Source organism: Bacillus sp. AY18-3, assembly GCF_008042305.1.
GTDB classification, from domain to species: domain Bacteria; phylum Bacillota; class Bacilli; order Bacillales; family Bacillaceae_G; genus Bacillus_A; species Bacillus_A wiedmannii.
In genome coordinates, this window is sequence record NZ_QKQR01000058.1 from 1 (window position 1) to 18,605 (window position 18,605).

Genomic DNA, 18,605 nt, shown 5'->3' on the forward strand with positions numbered 1-18,605 from the left:
CAATTTATTGTTTTACAATAAATATTTATCAATTACAAAGATTTTTTTATTGTATATTTTATTTTAAATAAAAATATATAGTACTACTTATTCAAAAAAATATCCTATAGAATAGACTTTTTTTAGTGTCTATTCTATAGGATACAGTTTAATTATCATATTTTTTTATTTGTTGAACAACTTAATTCTCAAACACAAAATTAATCTTATTATCTTTCCACTCTAACATCGCATCAAACGTTTTCTCGCCTTTTTTAAAGCCTTTAATTAAATCGGTCTTTTCACCTTTTAAAAGTTTTGTCATATTCTTTTGCGAAATTGTTTTGCTTAATATTTTCTTTGAGATTGTAAAGTCACATTGTGTCGTGTTGTAATTAGAACAACCGTAAAACGTTGACTTATCAATCACATCGCCATCACATTTTTTACAGCTACCAACCTTTTTACCTGTTGTAAATTTCGATCCTTTTCGCTCAATCGATTCAACATGTAATCCAGTAAAATCCCATTTCTCTGACATTTCCACTGCATCTTCAATAATTTTAGCTGATAGCTTTTTCGTTTGTTCCATAAATGTAGCTGGTGATGCTGTGCCTTCACCAATTTCCGCAAGGCGTTGCTCCCATTTCGCTGTCATTTCTGGTGAAGCTAGTATTTTATCACCGATTGCGGTAATTAATACTTTCCCTTTATCGGTTGCATACACTTGGTTCTTCTGTACATCTATATATTTACGGTCTTTCAGCATAGTAATAATACCTGCACGCGTTGCCTCAGTACCTAAACCTTCTGTTTTCTTTAATACTTTCTCCAGCTCTTCATTTTCTAAATACTTACCGGCCGTTTTCATTAACGTAATAAGTTGTCCTTCTGTATAACGCTTCGGCGGCTGTGTTTTTCCTTCTTTCACTTTCACCTTTATAACTTTTCCTTGTTCACCTTCTGCGACAATTGGAAGAATTGTTTCGTCATCTTTATCGTCTTGGAAAATAACTTTACGCCAACCTTCTTGAATTTGCTGTTTTCCTTTTGAAATGAATTCAGCACGTTCGTCTACAAGAGTTGTAATCGTTGTGTAGTCAAAGATTGCTACTTCATAATGCGCCGCAATCAGTCTTCTTACAATCATATCGTAAATTTTCTTTTCATCACCTGATAGTTTGCTTGGATTTGTAACTTGCTCTGTCGGTATAATTGCATAATGATCTGTAACTTTTTTTTCATTCACATAACGCTTATTATTCATAATCGATTCAATTGGTGCTGGCAATAAACCTTTATATTCATCAAACTGACTTAACTTCTGTAAAATATCAGGGAACGTCGCTGCTTCTCCTTGTGTAACATAGTTAGAATCCGAACGCGGATAAGAAACTATTCCTTTTTGATATAGTGCTTGTGTTATATCAAGCGTCTTTTTCGGTGAAAATTTAAAAGCTTTATTAGCTGTCGCTTGCAGTGCTGATAAATTAAATAAAAACGGCGGCTGAAACTCTTTACGCTCCGTTTTCATTTCTTTTACTACAGCCGGTTTACCTTGGCAAAATGCTGCAATTTTATTTGCCATATCAGGGTCTTTTAAGCGGGATTCACTATCCTTCTCCCATTTCCCCTCATACTTCTTTCCTTCTATATTAAAGGTTGCAAACACTTCCCAAAACGGCTCAGACTTAAAGTTTTCTATTTCTTTTTCACGCTTTACAATTAATGCGAGTGTCGGTGTTTGTACACGACCAGCTGAAAATACATCGTTCATTCCTTTTTTCTTTAGCAATATACTAAAGACACGTGACGCATTCATACCAACGACCCAATCCGCACATGACCTTGTATACGCCTCATAGTACGTATTGATTGTATCTGCTTCATCTAATAAATTTTTAAATCCTTGATATATAGCTTGTTTCGTTAAAGATGAAATCCAAAGACGTTTCATCGGCTTTTGCACGTTACAAAGATTTATAATGTTTCGTACGATTAATTCCCCTTCACGACCAGCATCGCCCGCATGAATAATTTCTGTTACCTGAGGGTTATGTAACAGCTGTTTCACAACGTTAAATTGCTTATACTTTGACTTTGTTACCTCAAACTGAAAACGCTCTGGAATCATCGGTAACGTATTTAGTGACCATTTCTTCCACTCAGCGTGATAATGTTCTGGATTACATAACTGCGTCAAATGACCAATTGCCCATGTACAGTACGCTCCATTTGGAAATAACTCATTCGCTTCTACTTCTAAATATCCATCTTTACGGCGATATTTAAACTGTGAAACAAGAGCCAAACCTTGATCTGGTTTCTCGGCAATAATTAATTTCATTTTATAACTCCCTATCTATATTCCAGTGTTACTTTCATTGTCTATCTGTTTAGAGACGATGATAAAACAACAATCTTATTTATCATTCGCGGTTTGTCTCGTAAATGGGAGACCTATAATATTATACGCTTATTCTTTATGGCTTCACAATAGAAACTCTTCATTTAACTCTTACATTCACATGCTCATAATTAAAAAGACGTCCCAAAAAATCAGAAGCCTTCTTGCTTACATTTATGAAATTGTGCAGATAATATGCAGATATAAATAAGCATAAGTAATCTCCATACGAACATATGATGAAATGAACGATAGGACAGGGAGGTATCATAATGTTCGCTTACACATTAATCGCCTTAACACTTTGTTGTATCTCGGTTCTTATTACATCATATATATCTAAACGCAAGGGTACCCTAATGGAGTATATGGTATTTATTATGTCTTTTAGTATGAGTACGGGTTTAAGTATCGGTTTTTATTTAGGTATTTTTTTTAAAGGTGAATTACTATATTCTACTTTGCTTGCGATTTTGATTAGTGGTTTTATCGGTTTTTTAGTCGGTCTACGGTTTCACCTATTTACCGCTTTAGAAGGAATGTTTTCTGGATTAATGGCAAGTATGATAGGAGCAATGATTACAGAAATGTTAAACGCTCAACAAGCTCATAGTATACTGTTTATTAGTCTTTTACTTACGATAACAATAACTATGTCATGTATGATTCAACTTTTATCAGACACCTTTTCTACTTTTATTCAACGGCGTTTTTTGTTATTACTATCAATTAGTGTGGCAATTATCGTTGCCGTATTCGTGACATACCCAGATCATACTCCCCCACCTTCACCCGGGCATGATCAACATATACATTGACTCTTACACCGAAAATGAATAAGCAGCTATCCATAGGATAACTGCTTCATTTCATTCTGGCTTATTAGGAATGTTTGGGTTTGGAACATAATCAGATTTATAATCTGTATATTTCACTTCTGTTACCATCCCGGCGGAAGCATGGTGTAAATCATGACAGTGGAACATCCAATCACCCGGATTATCTGCTACAAAGGCTACTTCATATTCTTCACCTGGTTTTAGGTTCAAAGTATCTTTCACAATTGGAGAACCTTCTATCGGTTTTCCATCTTTACTCAACACCTGGAAGAAATGACCATGTAAATGCATCGGATGATCGTCCATTTTAGAACGATTTACCAATTTTACTTTTACTAAATCACCCTTTTTTACTGGAATCGGGTCAATGTCTGGAAATACCTTTCCGTTAATTGTATATACCATTTCATTTCCATTCATTTGCGTATTCAAGTCCATATTATATGTGGCAGTATACTGCTGATTTAACGTGAAACTACCTAGTTTTTTAGCACCATATTTCGTCATATCTAATTTCGATAATTTTTCTTTTTCATCTGCTTTATCTTTCATCTCTTTGCTGCCATCATATTCAATAACAGCTTTCATTCCTTTTGCACCTTTATTTGGTGAATGGTCTTCAACATACCATTTCCCAGGATTATTAGCAGTAAATTCAATATCATAACGTTCACCAGGTGCGATTGAAATTACTTGATCCTTTATAACTTTTGGATCGTTTATTGGTTGGCCATCTGTCGCAATTACTTTTATATCATGACCGTGAACGTGTATATCATGTGATAGATAACCAGCATTAACGAGTCGAAGACGGACTTTATCCCCCTTATTCACTTTTAATGGTTCTACTAAATCCCCGCTTTTACCATTGATTGTGAATAAATCATACATACTCATATCATGACCTTCCATCTTCATATTTCCATGGTCCATTCCTGCCATATTACTAGAGTCTTTTTTATCACTGCCCATGTCCATACCGGAATGATCCATGTCGTTCCTATCATTATTCTTTTTCGTATTTTCATTATCCTTACTAGATTTATTACCATCTGCTTTTTCTGTTTTTCCTTTTGTCATTTCTTTTAACTGTTTATTAATCTCTTCTTGATCTGTTACCCATTCATCTAACATTAATGTGTAGTCTTTATCATATTTCTCCTTTGTATCTTCTACAATGAGCGCTCCATACAAACCTCTATCTAATTGATTTACAGAATCTTGATGTGAATGATACCAATACGTTCCTGGTACGTTCGCTTCAAACTCATAGGTGAAACTTTTTCCAGATTCAACCGCATCTTGCGTCACACCTGGAATTCCATCCATATTATTTGGGACAGGATACCCATGCCAATGAATAGATACTGGTGCAGATAGTTCATTTTTTAATGTCACTTTCACCTTTTCGCCTTTTTTCACCCGAATTTCTGGACCAGGAGATGAGCCATTAAATGTCCAGACTGGAACAATAACACCGTTACTTAATTTTTGCTTTTCTTCTTTCGCTATTAAAGTAACTTCTGGTCCTATTTCAACTTTCAATGGTTTTGTAGCCGTTTCAGTCTGTGGTGTTTTTTTATCGTTCATATTTTTATGATCGTTTGTTGTATTTGTGGTCGCAGAACATGCAGCAATTAAAGATATGACAGAGACTGTAACTGCTGTTAACACAAATCTCTTCATGGAAACCCCTCCTTTTTCTTTTTCAAAATCATTATAAAAAATGATTTTCAAGAAAATATGGAGATATGCAATGAGCTAAATAAAAAGACGCCCAAAATTGAGCGCCTCTTCTAATGATTATTTCGTAACAACTTCATCTTTTTTTATATTTACATTGTTTTCTCTCATAAACGCTTCAATCTCTTCAACTTCTCTAATAATATCTTTTGACAAGTTTTCATGTCCGTCTTTCGTTACAAGAATGTCATCTTCAATACGAATTCCAATTGCTTCTTCTTCAATATAAAGACCAGGTTCAATTGTTATAACCATGCCTTCTTCTAACACTCTATCTTTATATGTTCCTACATCATGCGTATCTAAACCAAGGAAATGGCTAACACCATGATAATAGTATTTTGATAACTCTTCGTCTTCTTGAATTAAACCAATTTCTTTACACTCTTCTGCTAGTACCTTTTTTGTATACTCATTTAATGCAGCAAACTTTACTCCTGGCTTAATGAGTTTCGTTGTTTCTTTCAATGCTTTTAATACAATATTATACATTTGTTTTTGGCGACTAGAGAATGTTCCATTTGCCGGGAATGTATAACTAATATCAGCGTTATAGTAGTCTTTTTGAGCGCCTAAATCTAGCAGTACTAATTCACCATTTTGAATTTGTGCATCATTGTCTTCATAATGAAGAACTGTAGCATTTTTCCCACTTGCCAAAATTGTATTGAATGCATGATGCTTAATACCAGATGACTTCAATGTGAAATCAAACTGAGCTTCTAATTCATACTCCATCATGTCTGCTTTTGCATGCTTAAGTACGTTGTAAATACCCTCTTTCGTTACAGCAATTGCTTCTTTTATGATTTCAATTTCTTCTTCTGTTTTAAACACTCGTAATTCACAAATATTCGGATATACATTACCAACTAAAACGTGTGGATACTGTTCTCTTACATGTTTAGCAAAAGCAAGCGTTTTTGTCTCCGTACCATTCCACTCACGACGCTCTAAATCTAAATATAGATGCTTCACATTTTCTGTAAAAAGGATATTTGACATTGTCCTTTCAAAGCTATCTAAATATACAACTTTCTTTATACCTGAAATTTTCTCTGCTTCTTTGTTAGAAACTGTTTTACCGACCCATTTTTCCATGACTGGATCCGATTTTTCAATGAACAGTGTTTCTTCAACACTATTTCCAAACTTCTTCAACATGAAAATAACATTTGGTTCCTCGATTCCTGTTACATAGTAAAAATTTCGATTCGGCACAAATTTATAATGTGCATCCGCTGACATATGAGGTGCTTGTCCAGCAAATAAAATAGTAATAGATTCATCTGGTAATGTGTTTACTAATCGTTCTCTATTTTGAGCAAAAAATATTGATTTCATAATAATCCTCCTAGCGTTCTATGTATACTTGTAAATCTAATTACCCAATACAATTCATTTTATTATTGTTATAATTTTTCGTCAATTGATAGTACTCATATAAAAAGGAAAATTTTCATTACTAGAGCCCATTCCATTCCAATCTAAATTATGCATACCACTCCACAATTTCTTGACATTTATTCCATATACTTAAAATCTCATATATAGGAAAGGAGCTACAACTTTGAAATATTATGTAGCAACAGGGATAGCAATTACTTCTTTATTCATCATTACAGGATGTTCTAGCAACGCCGAAACAGCACCAGTGAAGAAAGACACGGTGCAATCTCAACGAAAACATACAGAAACAGTAAATACGAGTCCGCAAAACTTCTATAAGGAAACTACATCTGGAAAAATCGAGCACATTCATGGAATTGGCTATGCAGGAAATATGCCCGGAGTTTCTATTGCCACTCACAGTGGTATAAAAGTTTATCATAATGGAAAATGGTTTGAAACTAAGACTGAGCTACATGATTATATGGGGTTTCAGGCAACGAAGAACGGATTCTTTGCCAGCGGCCATCCTGAACCAGGTGCAAATTTAAAAAATCCTTTAGGATTAATGAAAAGTTCTGATGGCGGTAATACCCTCGAGAAGCTAGCGTTTTATGGAGAATCTGATTTTCACAACCTTGCTGTTGGATATAATACGGAAGCAATTTATTTATACAATGAGCGTCCAAATTCTAAATTACAACAAGGTTTTTATTTCAGTACGAACAACGGACAAGATTGGAAAAATAGTAAGTTAAAAGGTCTTTCAAGTACAATTCATTCCTTTTCCGTACATCCTGATCAATCTAGTGTAGTCGCGGTAAGTGCTAAAGATGGTGTTTACTTATCTACAGATTACGGAAATACATTTGAACTATTCTCTACATCACTTGAATCGACAGCAGTTACATTAAGTAATGAAGATGTTTTTTACGCCCCTATCAATAAGCAAATGATAACGAAGAAATCAATTGCTACAAATGAAGAAACAAACATACAAACTCCATCTTTAGATTCTAAAGATGCAATTATGTACATATCACAAAATCCTCAAAATTCATCTGAAATAGTATTTGCTACAATGAAAGCAAATGTGTTCCTTTCTACAGATGAGGGGAAAACTTGGAAGCAGATTACGAAAGAAGGAGCATTTCAATTTAATTAGAAAGGTGAATATAACGTGTTTTCAACAATTAGCGAGTGGAGTTATCAACTCATGTCTCCTTTAATGGATGTCGCGAATGCTACGAAATCAATTCCTCTTTTATTTGCATTTTTATTAGGCATTGTAGGTACCCTTGCTCCTTGCCAATTAACAGGAAACATTAGCGTTATTACACTTTATGGGAATCAATCTTTACAAAAGGGACATGCATGGAAACATATATTGTTATTCATTTTAGGAAAAATAATAGCTTTTACGACACTTGGACTATTAGTATGGTTTTTAGGAAAAGAGATTCAGCAAATATTAACTTTGTATTTCCCATGGTTACGAAAAATAATTGGACCTTTATTAATTTTAATGGGACTAATGTTGGCAGGTATTATAAAAGGAAGAAGTTTCTTCTCGATCAAATTTATACGAAAACAAAATGAGGTTGGCTCATTTTTACTTGGATTCTTCTTTTCCTTAGCTTTCTGTCCGACTATGTTCGTTCTATTTTTCGGAACGTTAATCCCTTTATCTTTCTCATATAATTATGGTTACTTGTTTCCGACATTCTTTTCGATAGGAACTGCTCTCCCTATCGTTATATTAATGTTCATCATCTCCTATCTTGGATTAAATGGAGCACTACTTAAAAAGAGCCGAAAAATAGGAAAATACATTCAGCTTATAGCAGGGATACTACTCATTTTAGTTGGAATTTATGATATATCCTTATATTGGGTATAAATAAAAAAGGTAAGTTCAAGTGATTTGAACTTACCTTTTTTACAAATTATATTTCACTCTTCTGCATGCCCTTTTGCTTCATCTCCCACTTCTTATACAATAGTACTGCACCAAATAAAAATACCCCTGCAATGAATGAACCTACTGGTAACATTTTTATCATTTCATCAGGAAATACGAGCGGTAATAATGGAAATGCATACGCTGCTGGAATACGTACTCCAACAATTTTTAATAAAATAAGCATTAATATCATATTGAATAAAGTGACTACAATCCATGAATCAATCGTAAAGTACAATAACGTTCCAACAGTTGCCGATATAGTTAATACCACGATCTGCTTAAACGCCATTTTCTCATTGTACATTGGTTTTTGAAGTGATTCATACACAACGACTAGAATTGGCGGAATAACCGCTAATTGTTCATAACCAGTTATCCAACATAAACTGATCCATACAAAATTTAAAAATAAAAATATAACCATATATTTATATTGGATTTTAACTTTTCTCTCCAAACCATTATTCAATTTAAAAATAAGAACACCAATCATTAAAATAAATGTCAAAACGAAGACTGAGATAACAAATGACCATTCTGTCGCATTTGTTACTAATGGTAATAAACCTGTCGCAATAGATGGTGCTAAATTGGACTGAATAACACGTAAAAACAGCATCATCAATACAAGCGTTAAGCTTACTTTCCCTAAATAGGCTATATCCATTTGATTCACCATAAAACCAATTACAGCTGTTATTGACGGTGCAATAAAGATTTTTTCTGGTTGTCTTAGCCATCCCGGCTCACGGTATGCCCATAAAGCGATTGCCATTGCCGCTATTTCCGGCAAAATGACTTCTGGATCATTTAATAACACACCTGCTGTTACCATAGCTAAAATAAATAAAATAGCAATCGTATATGAGATGATTGTTTCTTTCTTTGAAATCACTGCATTCATTATTACATACTCCTTTTTGCTTATTACTCTCATAATTTAAAACAACTTTTATATACCCTACCAAGGTATTGTATATTAATATCTTTTCTATTTCAAGTATTAGTATTTATTTACATTCTCTATCATTCCATACACATACAAAACAAGGAATATTTACAGGCATTGACACTTATTAAAAGATACGTTACAATAACTATATATTAGTAAGTAACTAATATAATTAATTCTAACTAGAGGTGAAACAAATGAAAAACATTTTATTCCGTATTAACGAATTATCAAAAAAAGAAAAAGCATCTGGATTAACAGTTGATGAAAAACAAGAACAACAAATGCTACGTCAAAACTATACAAAAACATTTCGTGGCAGCTTAGATTCTATTTTATTAAACACAAAAATTGTTGATCAACATGGTCTTAACGTTACACCAGCCGCATTACAAGATGCTCAAATACGTTTAAAATTAAGCAAATGAAATCGAAGCTAAATAAACAATCGTATAAAACATAAAAAGAGCCGGAATTCCTATTTAGAAATTCCAGCTCTTTTTATTGTCTTTTCTAATTTAGTAAACGAGCGATACATCACAATTCTCCACGATACAATCATCGCAAATGCGAGTAAGAAAAACATTCCGCTTAACTCTGCTAAATCAATCGATCGACTTAAATATGATTTTAACGCTACTCGTACAGCCAATAACCCGACTAAAATAAATATGAATGCTTTTGACGGTTTCATATATATATGTTCATTTCTTATTTCAAACTTAGTTGTTTTAATAAGAAGTATAGAGAAAATAAGTCCTAGGCTAATTGCCTCTACTATTTCTAACGATGTTAATCGAAACTCTGGTAAGAAGTACATCATTGCACCAGTACTCATAAAAATTGGCGGTAATATAATTTTCTTTTTCGTTACCGGTTTTTTCGCTGCTTTAAAGCGAAGAAACATGACACCAACAGCCATACAAACCGCTACAATACTTGATAAAAGTGCTATCATACTATCCACTCCTATCTATTTAAAAGACTTTTTGAGTAAAATCATAAACCAAACGAGCCCGATACTTATAATAACGTGACCTAATCCAGCCATATGGCTTAAACCGTTAAAGTCAGTTCCATTTACTTGTAGAAGTCCTCTCCATAGCATTGTGGCGATAGTAAAAATTAATCCTACATTATAGACAACAAACCATGCACGAAAACTCTTTGTTTCTTGTACATGAAATACTTTAAATAGACCCAAAGCGATTAAAAAGAAGACGAAACCAAGTACTAATACATGTGTATGCACCAATTGTAACATTGTGGATCCTTTAATTCCTTGTGCTTTCGTATACTCTCTTGCAAAAACTCCTGATAATAAACCGATAATTAAGTAAATAAATGCTGTATTATATAATTTCTTCATTCTATTCCTCCTGCTGTAAACTTTCCATATTCGCTGCAATCATTTTACAGAAAGTTTATGAACGGAATATGAACAAAATATTACATTCAACTTTTGAAAATAAAAAAGCCATTCCACAATTAATATTTGCGGAATGACTTTTCAACTTATTTTAAATCTTCTATCGAGAAAGCACCTGGAAGTAATTGCTCAACAGTCACTTCTTTTTCATCACCTTTTACATTCGTTAGTAAAACTGTCATTTTCGGTTCACAGAATTCAGCAATTACTTGTCTACAAGCACCACATGGTGATATCGGTCCGTCCGTTTCGCCTGTAATAACTAAGTAACTAAAGTCGCGCTCCCCTTCTGATACTGCTTTAAAGATCGCTGTTCTTTCTGCACAGTTACATAAACCGTAAGAAGCATTTTCTATATTACAACCAGTATAGATTTTACCTTCTTTCGTAACTAATGCTGCGCCAACAGGAAATTTCGAATACGGAATATATGCTTTTGCTAACATTTTATTTGCTTCTTCGATATATTTTTTCTTATCCATATTATTTCCCCCTTAAAGTATGTGTAATTATGATTAGTCAGTAATAACTGTATGAACTAATTTAGGAGCCACTGCTGTTTCAGCAATAGAAATATTTTCATAAATTTTTGCTTTTACATCTTCTACATTTTCACGATTTGCATAGATCGTTACGAATGGCTCGCCTTCTTTTACTGCATCGCCAACTTTTTTACGTAACATTAATCCTACTGCTAAATCGATTTCATCTTCTTTTGTCGCACGGCCAGCACCAAGTAGCATAGCTGCGATACCAATTTCATCTGCAACAATGTTAGAAATAACACCTGAAGTTTTTGCAGGTACATCAATTACATACTTCGCCTGTGGCATTTTTTCTGGATTGTCTACAATTGAACTATCTCCGCCTTGATTGCTTAAGAACTCTTTAAACTTCTCAGTTGCTTTTCCGTTTTTCATAACTTCAATTAGCATTTCACGAGCTTCTTCTAACGTATTTGCTTTTTTCGCAAGTACGACCATTTGACTTCCTAATACAAGTACTAATTCCGTTAAATCTTCTGGACCTTCACCTTTTAACGTATCAATCGCTTCTTTCACTTCTAGAGCGTTACCAATTGCAAATCCAAGCGGTTGTGACATATCTGAAATAACAGCCATCGTTTGACGTCCTACATTATTTCCGATACGCACCATTGCATGTGCTAATTCTTTTGCATCTTCTTCTGTTTTCATAAATGCGCCAGCACCTGTTTTTACATCAAGTACGATTGCGTCAGCACCAGCTGCAATTTTTTTACTCATAATTGAACTCGCGATTAAAGGAATTGAGTTTACTGTTCCTGTTACATCACGTAATGCATAAATCTTTTTATCTGCAGGTGTTAAGTTTCCAGTTTGTCCAATAACAGCTACTTTGTCACGGTTTACAATATCAATGAACTGCTCTTTCGTAATTTCAACGTGGAATCCTTCTACCGCTTCTAATTTATCAATTGTTCCGCCTGTATGTCCTAAACCACGACCAGACATTTTTGCTACTGGTACATCTAAAGCAGCTACTAATGGTCCTAATACTAATGTTGTCGTATCACCAACACCGCCAGTTGAATGTTTGTCTACTTTAATTCCTTCAATTGCTGATAAATCGATCGTTTCTCCAGACTCAACCATCGCCATCGTTAAATCTGCACGTTCGCGATCTGTCATATCTTTAAAGAAGATTGCCATTGCAAGTGCACTCACTTGATAATCAGGAATACTTCCGTCTGTATATCCATTAATAAAGAATTTGATTTCTTCAGTCGTTAATTCTTTGCCGTCACGTTTTTTCGCAATAATATCTACCATTCTCATTACAATCACCATTCCTTTTTATATGATATGAATCTGTTAAAATAATAAGCCTACGATTGTTGCTGATAAGAAACTTACTAATGTTGCACCGAAAAGTAATTTCAAACCAAATCTTGCGACTACATTCCCTTGCTTTTCATTTAAGCTCTTAACTGCCCCTGCAATAATTCCAATTGAAGAGAAGTTTGCAAATGAAACTAAGAATACAGATATAATCGCTGTCGTTCTATCTGAGAAATTAAAGTTTCCTTGTGCTAAATCTGTCATAGCGACAAATTCATTTGATACTAATTTTGTTGCCATAATATTTCCGGCATTAACTGCTTCATGCCAAGGTACACCCATAATAAATGCAAATGGTGCAAATACATAACCAAGAATTTCTTGGAATGAAATACCGATTACACCTTTAAATACTGCATTAATGAATGCGATTAAAGCAACGAAACCGACTAACATAGCTGCTACTGTAATTGCAACTTTAAATCCATCTATAATGTATTCCCCTAATACTTCAAAGAAAGTCTTTTTCTCTTCTTCTTGTACTTCTAACATATCTTCTTCTTCAGTAACTTCATAAGGGTTAATGATAGAAGCGATAATAAAACCACCGAATAAGTTAAGCACTAAAGCGGTTACAACATATTGTGGTTTTAATAACACCATATATGATCCAACGATAGACATTGAAACGGTAGACATTGCAGATGCACATAATGTATACATTCTTTTCTCTGGCAATAATCCTAGTTGTTTCTTAACTGAAATAAACACTTCAGATTGTCCTAAAATCGCAGAAGCAACAGCGTTATATGATTCTAGTTTCCCCATTCCATTTACTTTACTTAATGCTAGACCGATAGATTTCACAATAATAGGTAATACTTTAATGTGTTGCAAAATACCTATTAAAGCTGAAATAAATACGATTGGCATTAATACACTTAAAAAGAACGAAAACTCTTTTTGATTTACTAATCCACCAAATACGAAATTCACACCGTCAGCGGCATATTTTAATAGCTCTCCAAAACCATCTGCTATTCCGCTAATTAATATATTCCCTACACTTGTATTTAATAATAAAAACCCCAAAATGAATTGTAATATAACCATCGTTATGATTGGGCGATATTTGACTTTCTTTCTATCATTACTAGCAAGCCAAGCGATACCTAAAATCAATACGAGGCCAAAAATACCGATTAAATATTTCATAAGCCGTCTCCTCCCATTCGTATCCGCTTACATTTTTTTCAATTATTAAAGCAATAGATACACTTTACTTTGTGTATCTATTGCTTTTGACTTCATTAATAATTAGTAGTTATCTGTAGCACCTTTTGCATTATTTAATACGATTGCAACACTAGCACTTGCTCCAACGCGAGAAGCTCCAGCAGCTACCATTTTGTCTGCATCTTCACGTGTACGAACGCCACCAGATGCTTTTACACCAACGTTTGGTCCTACTGTTTTGCGCATTAATGCGATATCTTCAGCAGTTGCTCCGCCAGTTGAGAATCCAGTTGAAGTTTTTACGAAGTCAGCACCAGCTTTTACTGATAATTCACAAGCGCGTACTTTCTCTTCATCTGTTAATAGGCAAGTTTCAATGATTACTTTTACAAGAGCTTTTCCTTTTGCTGCTTGTACTACTTCATAAATATCTTTTTCAACGAACTCGTTATCGCCATCTTTTAAAGCGCCTACGTTGATTACCATGTCAACTTCAGTTGCACCTTTTGCGATAGCATCTTTTGTTTCGAAAGCTTTTGTTTCAGTAGTGCTTGCTCCTAATGGGAAACCGATTACAGTACAAACATCTACATCATGTCCAGCTAATTCTTCAGCAGCTAGCTTCACCCATGTAGGATTAATACAAACAGAAGCGAATTTATATTCCTTTGCTTCTTCGATTACTTTCATAACATCTTCTTTAGTAGTATTAGCTTTTAAAATTGTATGGTCAATTAACTTTGCAATGTTCATTATCTTCACTCCTCATATCTTTTAACAACTTCATTCTAACTCTTAGTTGAACAAATGTAAATACACTTTTGAAATTTTGTTCATTCTTTTCGGAAAGGAATTTTTCAATAGTAAATAAAGCGCATTCTAACTAAGAAACAATTCATATTTAAAATCAAAACTTTTATATTAACAATGGTAGTATGTATCTCAATATCCATAATTATTTTTAAAAAGGCAATTTGTATTCAAAAAACACTCCCATAATTCATACATAACAAAATAAAAGGCTTTCTCAAAATTAACATCTTGAGAAAGCCTTTTATTTCTAACCTTTTTGATAATGTAACAATTCTTTTGCTGTATGCTGATCGATAATTAATACATTTGCATACCCGCCACGTAACGCACCATCAATTGCTTTTATTTTTCTATTACCACCAGCAACTAAAATAGAACGTTTCTTTAATTTCAGTTCTTCTAACTCAATTCCAATTGTACGCTGATTAATCTCTTCGCTACTAATCTTTCCGTCTCCATCAAAGAAACGTGAACAAATGTCACCGACCGATTGTTTTTTGAGCAAATTCGTTTCATCCTTATCGAAATAACCTAATCGGAATAATAATGCTTCGTCTCTCACTGTTCCTACAGTGAAAATTGCAACATTCGCTTGTTTCCCCATTTCGATAATGTGATGAATATGTCGATCCTGCTCTACTAATTCTTTTGTCACTGCATTATCAAATATAACTGGAAGGGGTAGATTTCTTGGTGTCGTTTGAAAAGCATCTGCAAATAAAGCAATCGTTTCATTCGCATATGTATTTACACTCGAATGACTAATACCACCTTTTAACTGAACAACTTCTACACCTTTTACATGTTGTGGTACAATTTTTCTAGCGATTTCATACATCGTCATTCCCCAGCTTACACCAACGATATCACCAGTTTTAACCGTCTTTTCCATATACTCAGCTGCATATTTACTAATATACTCTGTAATCGTTGCATATTCTGGCACTGGAGAAAATACGACATGTGCCTCTAACAAGTTGTACTTTTCTTTCAGTAAATTTCCAACGTTATCTAAATCAGCAAATGGATCGGCTATGCTAATTTGAACAAATCCTTTTTCTTTCGCGTACTTTAATAATCTAGAAATAGTCGGCCTTGAAATATTTAATTTATTAGCAATTTCCTGCTGACTATAATCTGACTGATAATATAATCTTGCAACTTCAACGCTTAATTGTTGTTTATCTTTATCCATAGTAACTCATTACATATCCTTTCCTGTATTTCCTTTTCGTTACAAGCATTATACAGCTTTATGCAAGAAATTTCGACTACCGAATTTTATCTAACTGAACTTCTACTACACTTAGTATTTAAAATGAAACTTTATTGTATATATTTACAACCTCAACATAGATACACTTGAAACATATAAATCGATTTATATGTAATTCATTCTTTTTTGCTTTTTCTGTAGTAACGATAACAAAGCTATTCAATAAGAAACATGAAACATCGTCTAAAAAGTTACCTTTACTAAAAACTATTCAAATCCCCCTCATAAACAGAAGATACTGTTTATGAGGGGGATTTATTCAATTTAAGTCTATAAAAATCGGATAAAAACAATGCAAGTTTTCACTTATTTAGAATAAGTGAAAAGATGATGTTTTATTTGTTCAATAAAATAATGATGGTGTATATTATCGTTAGATACTCGACTTGCCATAATAGCTCCCTCCATTGAAGATGCAAGAAAAGAAGCGAGTGATATAATGTCTATATCTTCTTTAAGTTCTTGTTTCTCTATTCCTTCTTTTATGAGAGAAGCCATTAACATTACTGTATCGTCATAACCTTCTGCTGCTGCTTTTTGTAATTCTGGAAATACTCCAGTACTTTCAATTGCGCTATTAAGTAATGGACAACCTCCAGCAATAGGAGGATTATTAGCTGCATCTTGATATACAAGGAATATTGCAAGGATTTTATCGATTGCTGTCTTTTTATTTTCCATTGCTTTATGAAAATGACTCCACATAATCTCACCACTTTTGTCGTAGGCAGCAAGGACAATTTCTTCTTTATTTTTGAATCTACGATAAATAGATCCTTTAGGTAGTTCAGTAGCTGTCATTATATCCTGGATGGATGTGCGAGTTATCCCATTTGTATTAAATAAATATAAAGATGTTTCAATAATTTTTTCTTTTACCTTATCAACTTTAGTCATGCTTTGTAATCCTCCTAATAAAAACGATCTTAATATTCTAGGTAATGTTTACCTCTATTTTCTTAATTTTTTTGTAAGTATAAATAAATTTGGAACAGAAATATCTTATGGAAACCTCAAACAATACAGTTTGAAAAGAGGTTAATCAAATTGTATTATCCATATAATCAGAGTGAATTTTCTGCCAAAAACAACATGACCAATTGTTTAATTCAGTCATTTTATTCAACTAATTTTACCTAAAATCGTAGAAGATGTAAAAATATATATTTTAGTGTATAGACATATGATTATTATATATAATCTCTATTAATATGTTTAGCTAAAGTGTTTGAACTACCCCCACTTTCACTTCATATATTAGGATATCTACCGCATTCCTTGCGGTTAAAAGCCTTATCACTTCATTCTTTAAAAAGGAAATCGTTAATAATTAATGAGTACTGAAATTTAATTGTAAATAAGAAACTCACATATAAGTATTTTGTATTTTTGTCATTTTGATTTTGTTAATACTTTGTAAAAAGGATTAACAAAACTAGAAACTTATAGTATCATTAGTTTTCGGACCGAACCGTCCGGTTTGGAATCTTATATAAATATATTTAGAAGGAGAACTTAATGCAGAAAGAAAATTCAAAGATTGTAGGTAATTTAATTAGGAGGATAATAAAATGAACTTTATAAAAATGAATAAAAAAGAACTTACTATGCTAATAATCTTTACACTGTTTGTACCATTTCAAATTGGCTTGTACATATTATTTGGCATATCACTTTTAGCTAATGTCAATTTAGTTGAATCAGAATTTGTTCTTAGTGCCCTCGGTTTTACTGTACCTGCTATTATAGGAATAATTTTCTTTAGGAAAGAAATCATTCAAAGTTTTACTTATTTTAAAGAGAAGACAATTTTGAAAATAGTAAGTATTCCTATGGTGGTTTTATTTATGGTAATTGTGGAACAGTCTATTATGCGTTTTCTAGCAACTGGTCAGCCAGAGAACCAAGAACAGCTTCTTGAAACGGGTGCAGAGGTACCTATTATATTTACATTGCTTATAATTGGTATTCTGGGACCAATACTTGAAGAAATTGTGTTTCGTCACATATTAATAAATCGTTTTTCTTATCATATTGGTACTGCTATTGCATCTATCATTTCGATCATTATTTTTACACTTCTTCATACAAACCAGCTTTCGGATATTGCTATTTATTTACCTGGCTCGGCGATACTTACTGTGGCTTATCTTATTTCTAAAAGATCCATTGCATATGTAATAGCGATACATATATTAAACAATTGCCTTGGTTTCATTCTATAAGAAATTAGACTTAGTTCTTTTGCAAAGTAAAAAAATAGAAACAGATATTGATAAATGAGGAGTACAATTTAGACAGTGACTAATGATTTATGAAATTCCTTGTACGTCGAAATACCGCAGTTTGGATGTAAACTGCGGTTTCTTTTATATAGGGGGGCCCACTGCATCACAATTAAACTAAAAAAGGAAATACCATGACTAATATATGTTCTCCTTATATCCCATTACAGTAAACATTTTTGGAAAATATCCAGAATTTTATTAGCGAGTTAGTAGTTGAAGAAAAATTTGTTCCTCAGCCCTTAAGTTATAATACATAAAAATTAAATTGCTTAGTTAAGAGAAAAGATGAAGTATCAATTTTGCTTAAAGTATCTAAACTACCTTGATTTTTTCTTATACAGCAAACTATATCAAGTGATTAAGGAACTCATTTTTGAGGCTCAAGTTAGATATGTATATAAAATTAGTATGAAGGTGTGAAATCAATTATAAAATAGTAGCTTTAGAATAAATGAAAAGAGAAATAAA

The 18,605-nt window shown here is 33.1% G+C and carries 17 protein-coding genes; 5 read left to right on the forward strand and 12 right to left on the reverse strand.

Features of this window, described 5'->3' with window-relative positions:
• Positions 1-181 precede the first annotated feature (181 nt).
• On the reverse strand, positions 182-2,326 hold the full coding sequence (topB, locus tag DM800_RS28825; protein ID WP_147788214.1) for a DNA topoisomerase III: 2,145 nt from the start codon (positions 2,324-2,326) through the stop codon (positions 182-184).
• A 332-nt stretch (positions 2,327-2,658) separates the two neighbouring features.
• Here topB and DM800_RS28835 point away from each other — a divergent pair, with 332 nt between their 5' ends.
• Positions 2,659-3,204, forward strand: coding sequence for a hypothetical protein (locus DM800_RS28835; protein ID WP_147788215.1), 546 nt, complete (start codon positions 2,659-2,661; stop codon positions 3,202-3,204).
• A gap of 51 nt (positions 3,205-3,255) precedes the next feature.
• On the opposite strand, the gene DM800_RS28840 is transcribed toward DM800_RS28835, so the two are convergent.
• Both DM800_RS28840 and DM800_RS28845 read right to left on the reverse strand, forming a co-directional pair.
• Complete coding sequence (locus DM800_RS28840; RefSeq protein ID WP_087982976.1) at positions 3,256-4,911, reverse strand: multicopper oxidase family protein; 1,656 nt, start codon at positions 4,909-4,911, stop codon at positions 3,256-3,258.
• A 117-nt stretch (positions 4,912-5,028) separates the two neighbouring features.
• Positions 5,029-6,312, reverse strand: coding sequence for an aminopeptidase P family protein (locus DM800_RS28845; protein WP_147788216.1), 1,284 nt, complete (start codon positions 6,310-6,312; stop codon positions 5,029-5,031).
• A gap of 226 nt (positions 6,313-6,538) precedes the next feature.
• Here DM800_RS28845 and DM800_RS28850 point away from each other — a divergent pair, with 226 nt between their 5' ends.
• Both DM800_RS28850 and DM800_RS28855 read left to right on the forward strand, forming a co-directional pair.
• A complete protein-coding gene (locus tag DM800_RS28850) occupies positions 6,539-7,522 on the forward strand; it encodes a F510_1955 family glycosylhydrolase (protein ID WP_087982980.1) in 984 nt (327 codons plus the stop codon).
• Between the two features lie 15 nt (positions 7,523-7,537).
• A complete protein-coding gene (locus DM800_RS28855; RefSeq protein WP_255447124.1) occupies positions 7,538-8,257 on the forward strand; it encodes an urease accessory protein UreH domain-containing protein in 720 nt (239 codons plus the stop codon).
• Between the two features lie 46 nt (positions 8,258-8,303).
• On the opposite strand, the gene DM800_RS28860 is transcribed toward DM800_RS28855, so the two are convergent.
• On the reverse strand, positions 8,304-9,227 hold the full coding sequence (locus DM800_RS28860; protein ID WP_087982982.1) for a hypothetical protein: 924 nt from the start codon (positions 9,225-9,227) through the stop codon (positions 8,304-8,306).
• 245 nt (positions 9,228-9,472) lie between these two features.
• Here DM800_RS28860 and DM800_RS28865 point away from each other — a divergent pair, with 245 nt between their 5' ends.
• Positions 9,473-9,703: a DUF896 domain-containing protein gene (locus DM800_RS28865; RefSeq protein WP_000789775.1), complete on the forward strand. Its 231-nt coding sequence runs from the start codon at positions 9,473-9,475 to the stop codon at positions 9,701-9,703.
• Between the two features lie 50 nt (positions 9,704-9,753).
• On the opposite strand, the gene DM800_RS28870 is transcribed toward DM800_RS28865, so the two are convergent.
• The 8 genes from DM800_RS28870 to DM800_RS28905 form a co-directional block, all read right to left on the reverse strand.
• Complete coding sequence (locus DM800_RS28870; protein WP_087982984.1) at positions 9,754-10,233, reverse strand: CcdC family protein; 480 nt, start codon at positions 10,231-10,233, stop codon at positions 9,754-9,756.
• A 15-nt stretch (positions 10,234-10,248) separates the two neighbouring features.
• Positions 10,249-10,644, reverse strand: a complete 396-nt coding sequence (locus tag DM800_RS28875; RefSeq protein WP_087982986.1) for a DUF2871 domain-containing protein — start codon at positions 10,642-10,644, stop codon at positions 10,249-10,251.
• Between the two features lie 146 nt (positions 10,645-10,790).
• Positions 10,791-11,186: a cytidine deaminase gene (locus DM800_RS28880; RefSeq protein WP_087982988.1), complete on the reverse strand. Its 396-nt coding sequence runs from the start codon at positions 11,184-11,186 to the stop codon at positions 10,791-10,793.
• A gap of 33 nt (positions 11,187-11,219) precedes the next feature.
• Positions 11,220-12,521, reverse strand: a complete 1,302-nt coding sequence (locus DM800_RS28885) for a pyrimidine-nucleoside phosphorylase (RefSeq protein WP_001983022.1) — start codon at positions 12,519-12,521, stop codon at positions 11,220-11,222.
• A gap of 36 nt (positions 12,522-12,557) precedes the next feature.
• Positions 12,558-13,739 (reverse strand): NupC/NupG family nucleoside CNT transporter, encoded by a 1,182-nt coding sequence (locus tag DM800_RS28890; protein ID WP_000876170.1) that lies wholly within the window; start codon positions 13,737-13,739, stop codon positions 12,558-12,560.
• 102 nt (positions 13,740-13,841) lie between these two features.
• Positions 13,842-14,513, reverse strand: a complete 672-nt coding sequence (gene deoC, locus DM800_RS28895; protein WP_087982990.1) for a deoxyribose-phosphate aldolase — start codon at positions 14,511-14,513, stop codon at positions 13,842-13,844.
• A 307-nt stretch (positions 14,514-14,820) separates the two neighbouring features.
• On the reverse strand, positions 14,821-15,768 hold the full coding sequence (locus DM800_RS28900; protein ID WP_000356574.1) for a sugar-binding transcriptional regulator: 948 nt from the start codon (positions 15,766-15,768) through the stop codon (positions 14,821-14,823).
• Positions 15,769-16,155: 387 nt separating this feature from the next.
• A complete protein-coding gene (locus tag DM800_RS28905; protein ID WP_098856664.1) occupies positions 16,156-16,746 on the reverse strand; it encodes a TetR/AcrR family transcriptional regulator in 591 nt (196 codons plus the stop codon).
• Positions 16,747-17,420: 674 nt separating this feature from the next.
• Between DM800_RS28905 and DM800_RS28910 the strand changes: the two genes are divergently transcribed.
• A complete protein-coding gene (locus tag DM800_RS28910; RefSeq protein WP_147788217.1) occupies positions 17,421-18,074 on the forward strand; it encodes a CPBP family intramembrane glutamic endopeptidase in 654 nt (217 codons plus the stop codon).
• The last annotated feature ends 531 nt before the right edge of the window (positions 18,075-18,605 follow it).

What these genes read in the sequence shown, in the direction of transcription:
- topB (WP_147788214.1), bottom strand. Translation starts at nt 2,326, where the DNA reads ATGAAATTAATTATTGCCGAGAAACCAGATCAAGGTTTGGCTCTTGTT.
- DM800_RS28835 (WP_147788215.1), top strand. Translation starts at nt 2,659, where the DNA reads ATGTTCGCTTACACATTAATCGCCTTAACACTTTGTTGTATCTCGGTT.
- DM800_RS28840 (WP_087982976.1), bottom strand. Translation starts at nt 4,911, where the DNA reads ATGAAGAGATTTGTGTTAACAGCAGTTACAGTCTCTGTCATATCTTTA.
- DM800_RS28845 (WP_147788216.1), bottom strand. Translation starts at nt 6,312, where the DNA reads ATGAAATCAATATTTTTTGCTCAAAATAGAGAACGATTAGTAAACACA.
- DM800_RS28860 (WP_087982982.1), bottom strand. Translation starts at nt 9,227, where the DNA reads ATGAATGCAGTGATTTCAAAGAAAGAAACAATCATCTCATATACGATT.
- DM800_RS28865 (WP_000789775.1), top strand. Translation starts at nt 9,473, where the DNA reads ATGAAAAACATTTTATTCCGTATTAACGAATTATCAAAAAAAGAAAAA.
- DM800_RS28870 (WP_087982984.1), bottom strand. Translation starts at nt 10,233, where the DNA reads ATGATAGCACTTTTATCAAGTATTGTAGCGGTTTGTATGGCTGTTGGT.
- DM800_RS28875 (WP_087982986.1), bottom strand. Translation starts at nt 10,644, where the DNA reads ATGAAGAAATTATATAATACAGCATTTATTTACTTAATTATCGGTTTA.
- DM800_RS28880 (WP_087982988.1), bottom strand. Translation starts at nt 11,186, where the DNA reads ATGGATAAGAAAAAATATATCGAAGAAGCAAATAAAATGTTAGCAAAA.
- DM800_RS28885 (WP_001983022.1), bottom strand. Translation starts at nt 12,521, where the DNA reads ATGAGAATGGTAGATATTATTGCGAAAAAACGTGACGGCAAAGAATTA.
- DM800_RS28890 (WP_000876170.1), bottom strand. Translation starts at nt 13,739, where the DNA reads ATGAAATATTTAATCGGTATTTTTGGCCTCGTATTGATTTTAGGTATC.
- deoC (WP_087982990.1), bottom strand. Translation starts at nt 14,513, where the DNA reads ATGAACATTGCAAAGTTAATTGACCATACAATTTTAAAAGCTAATACT.
- DM800_RS28900 (WP_000356574.1), bottom strand. Translation starts at nt 15,768, where the DNA reads ATGGATAAAGATAAACAACAATTAAGCGTTGAAGTTGCAAGATTATAT.
- DM800_RS28905 (WP_098856664.1), bottom strand. Translation starts at nt 16,746, where the DNA reads ATGACTAAAGTTGATAAGGTAAAAGAAAAAATTATTGAAACATCTTTA.
- DM800_RS28910 (WP_147788217.1), top strand. Translation starts at nt 17,421, where the DNA reads ATGAACTTTATAAAAATGAATAAAAAAGAACTTACTATGCTAATAATC.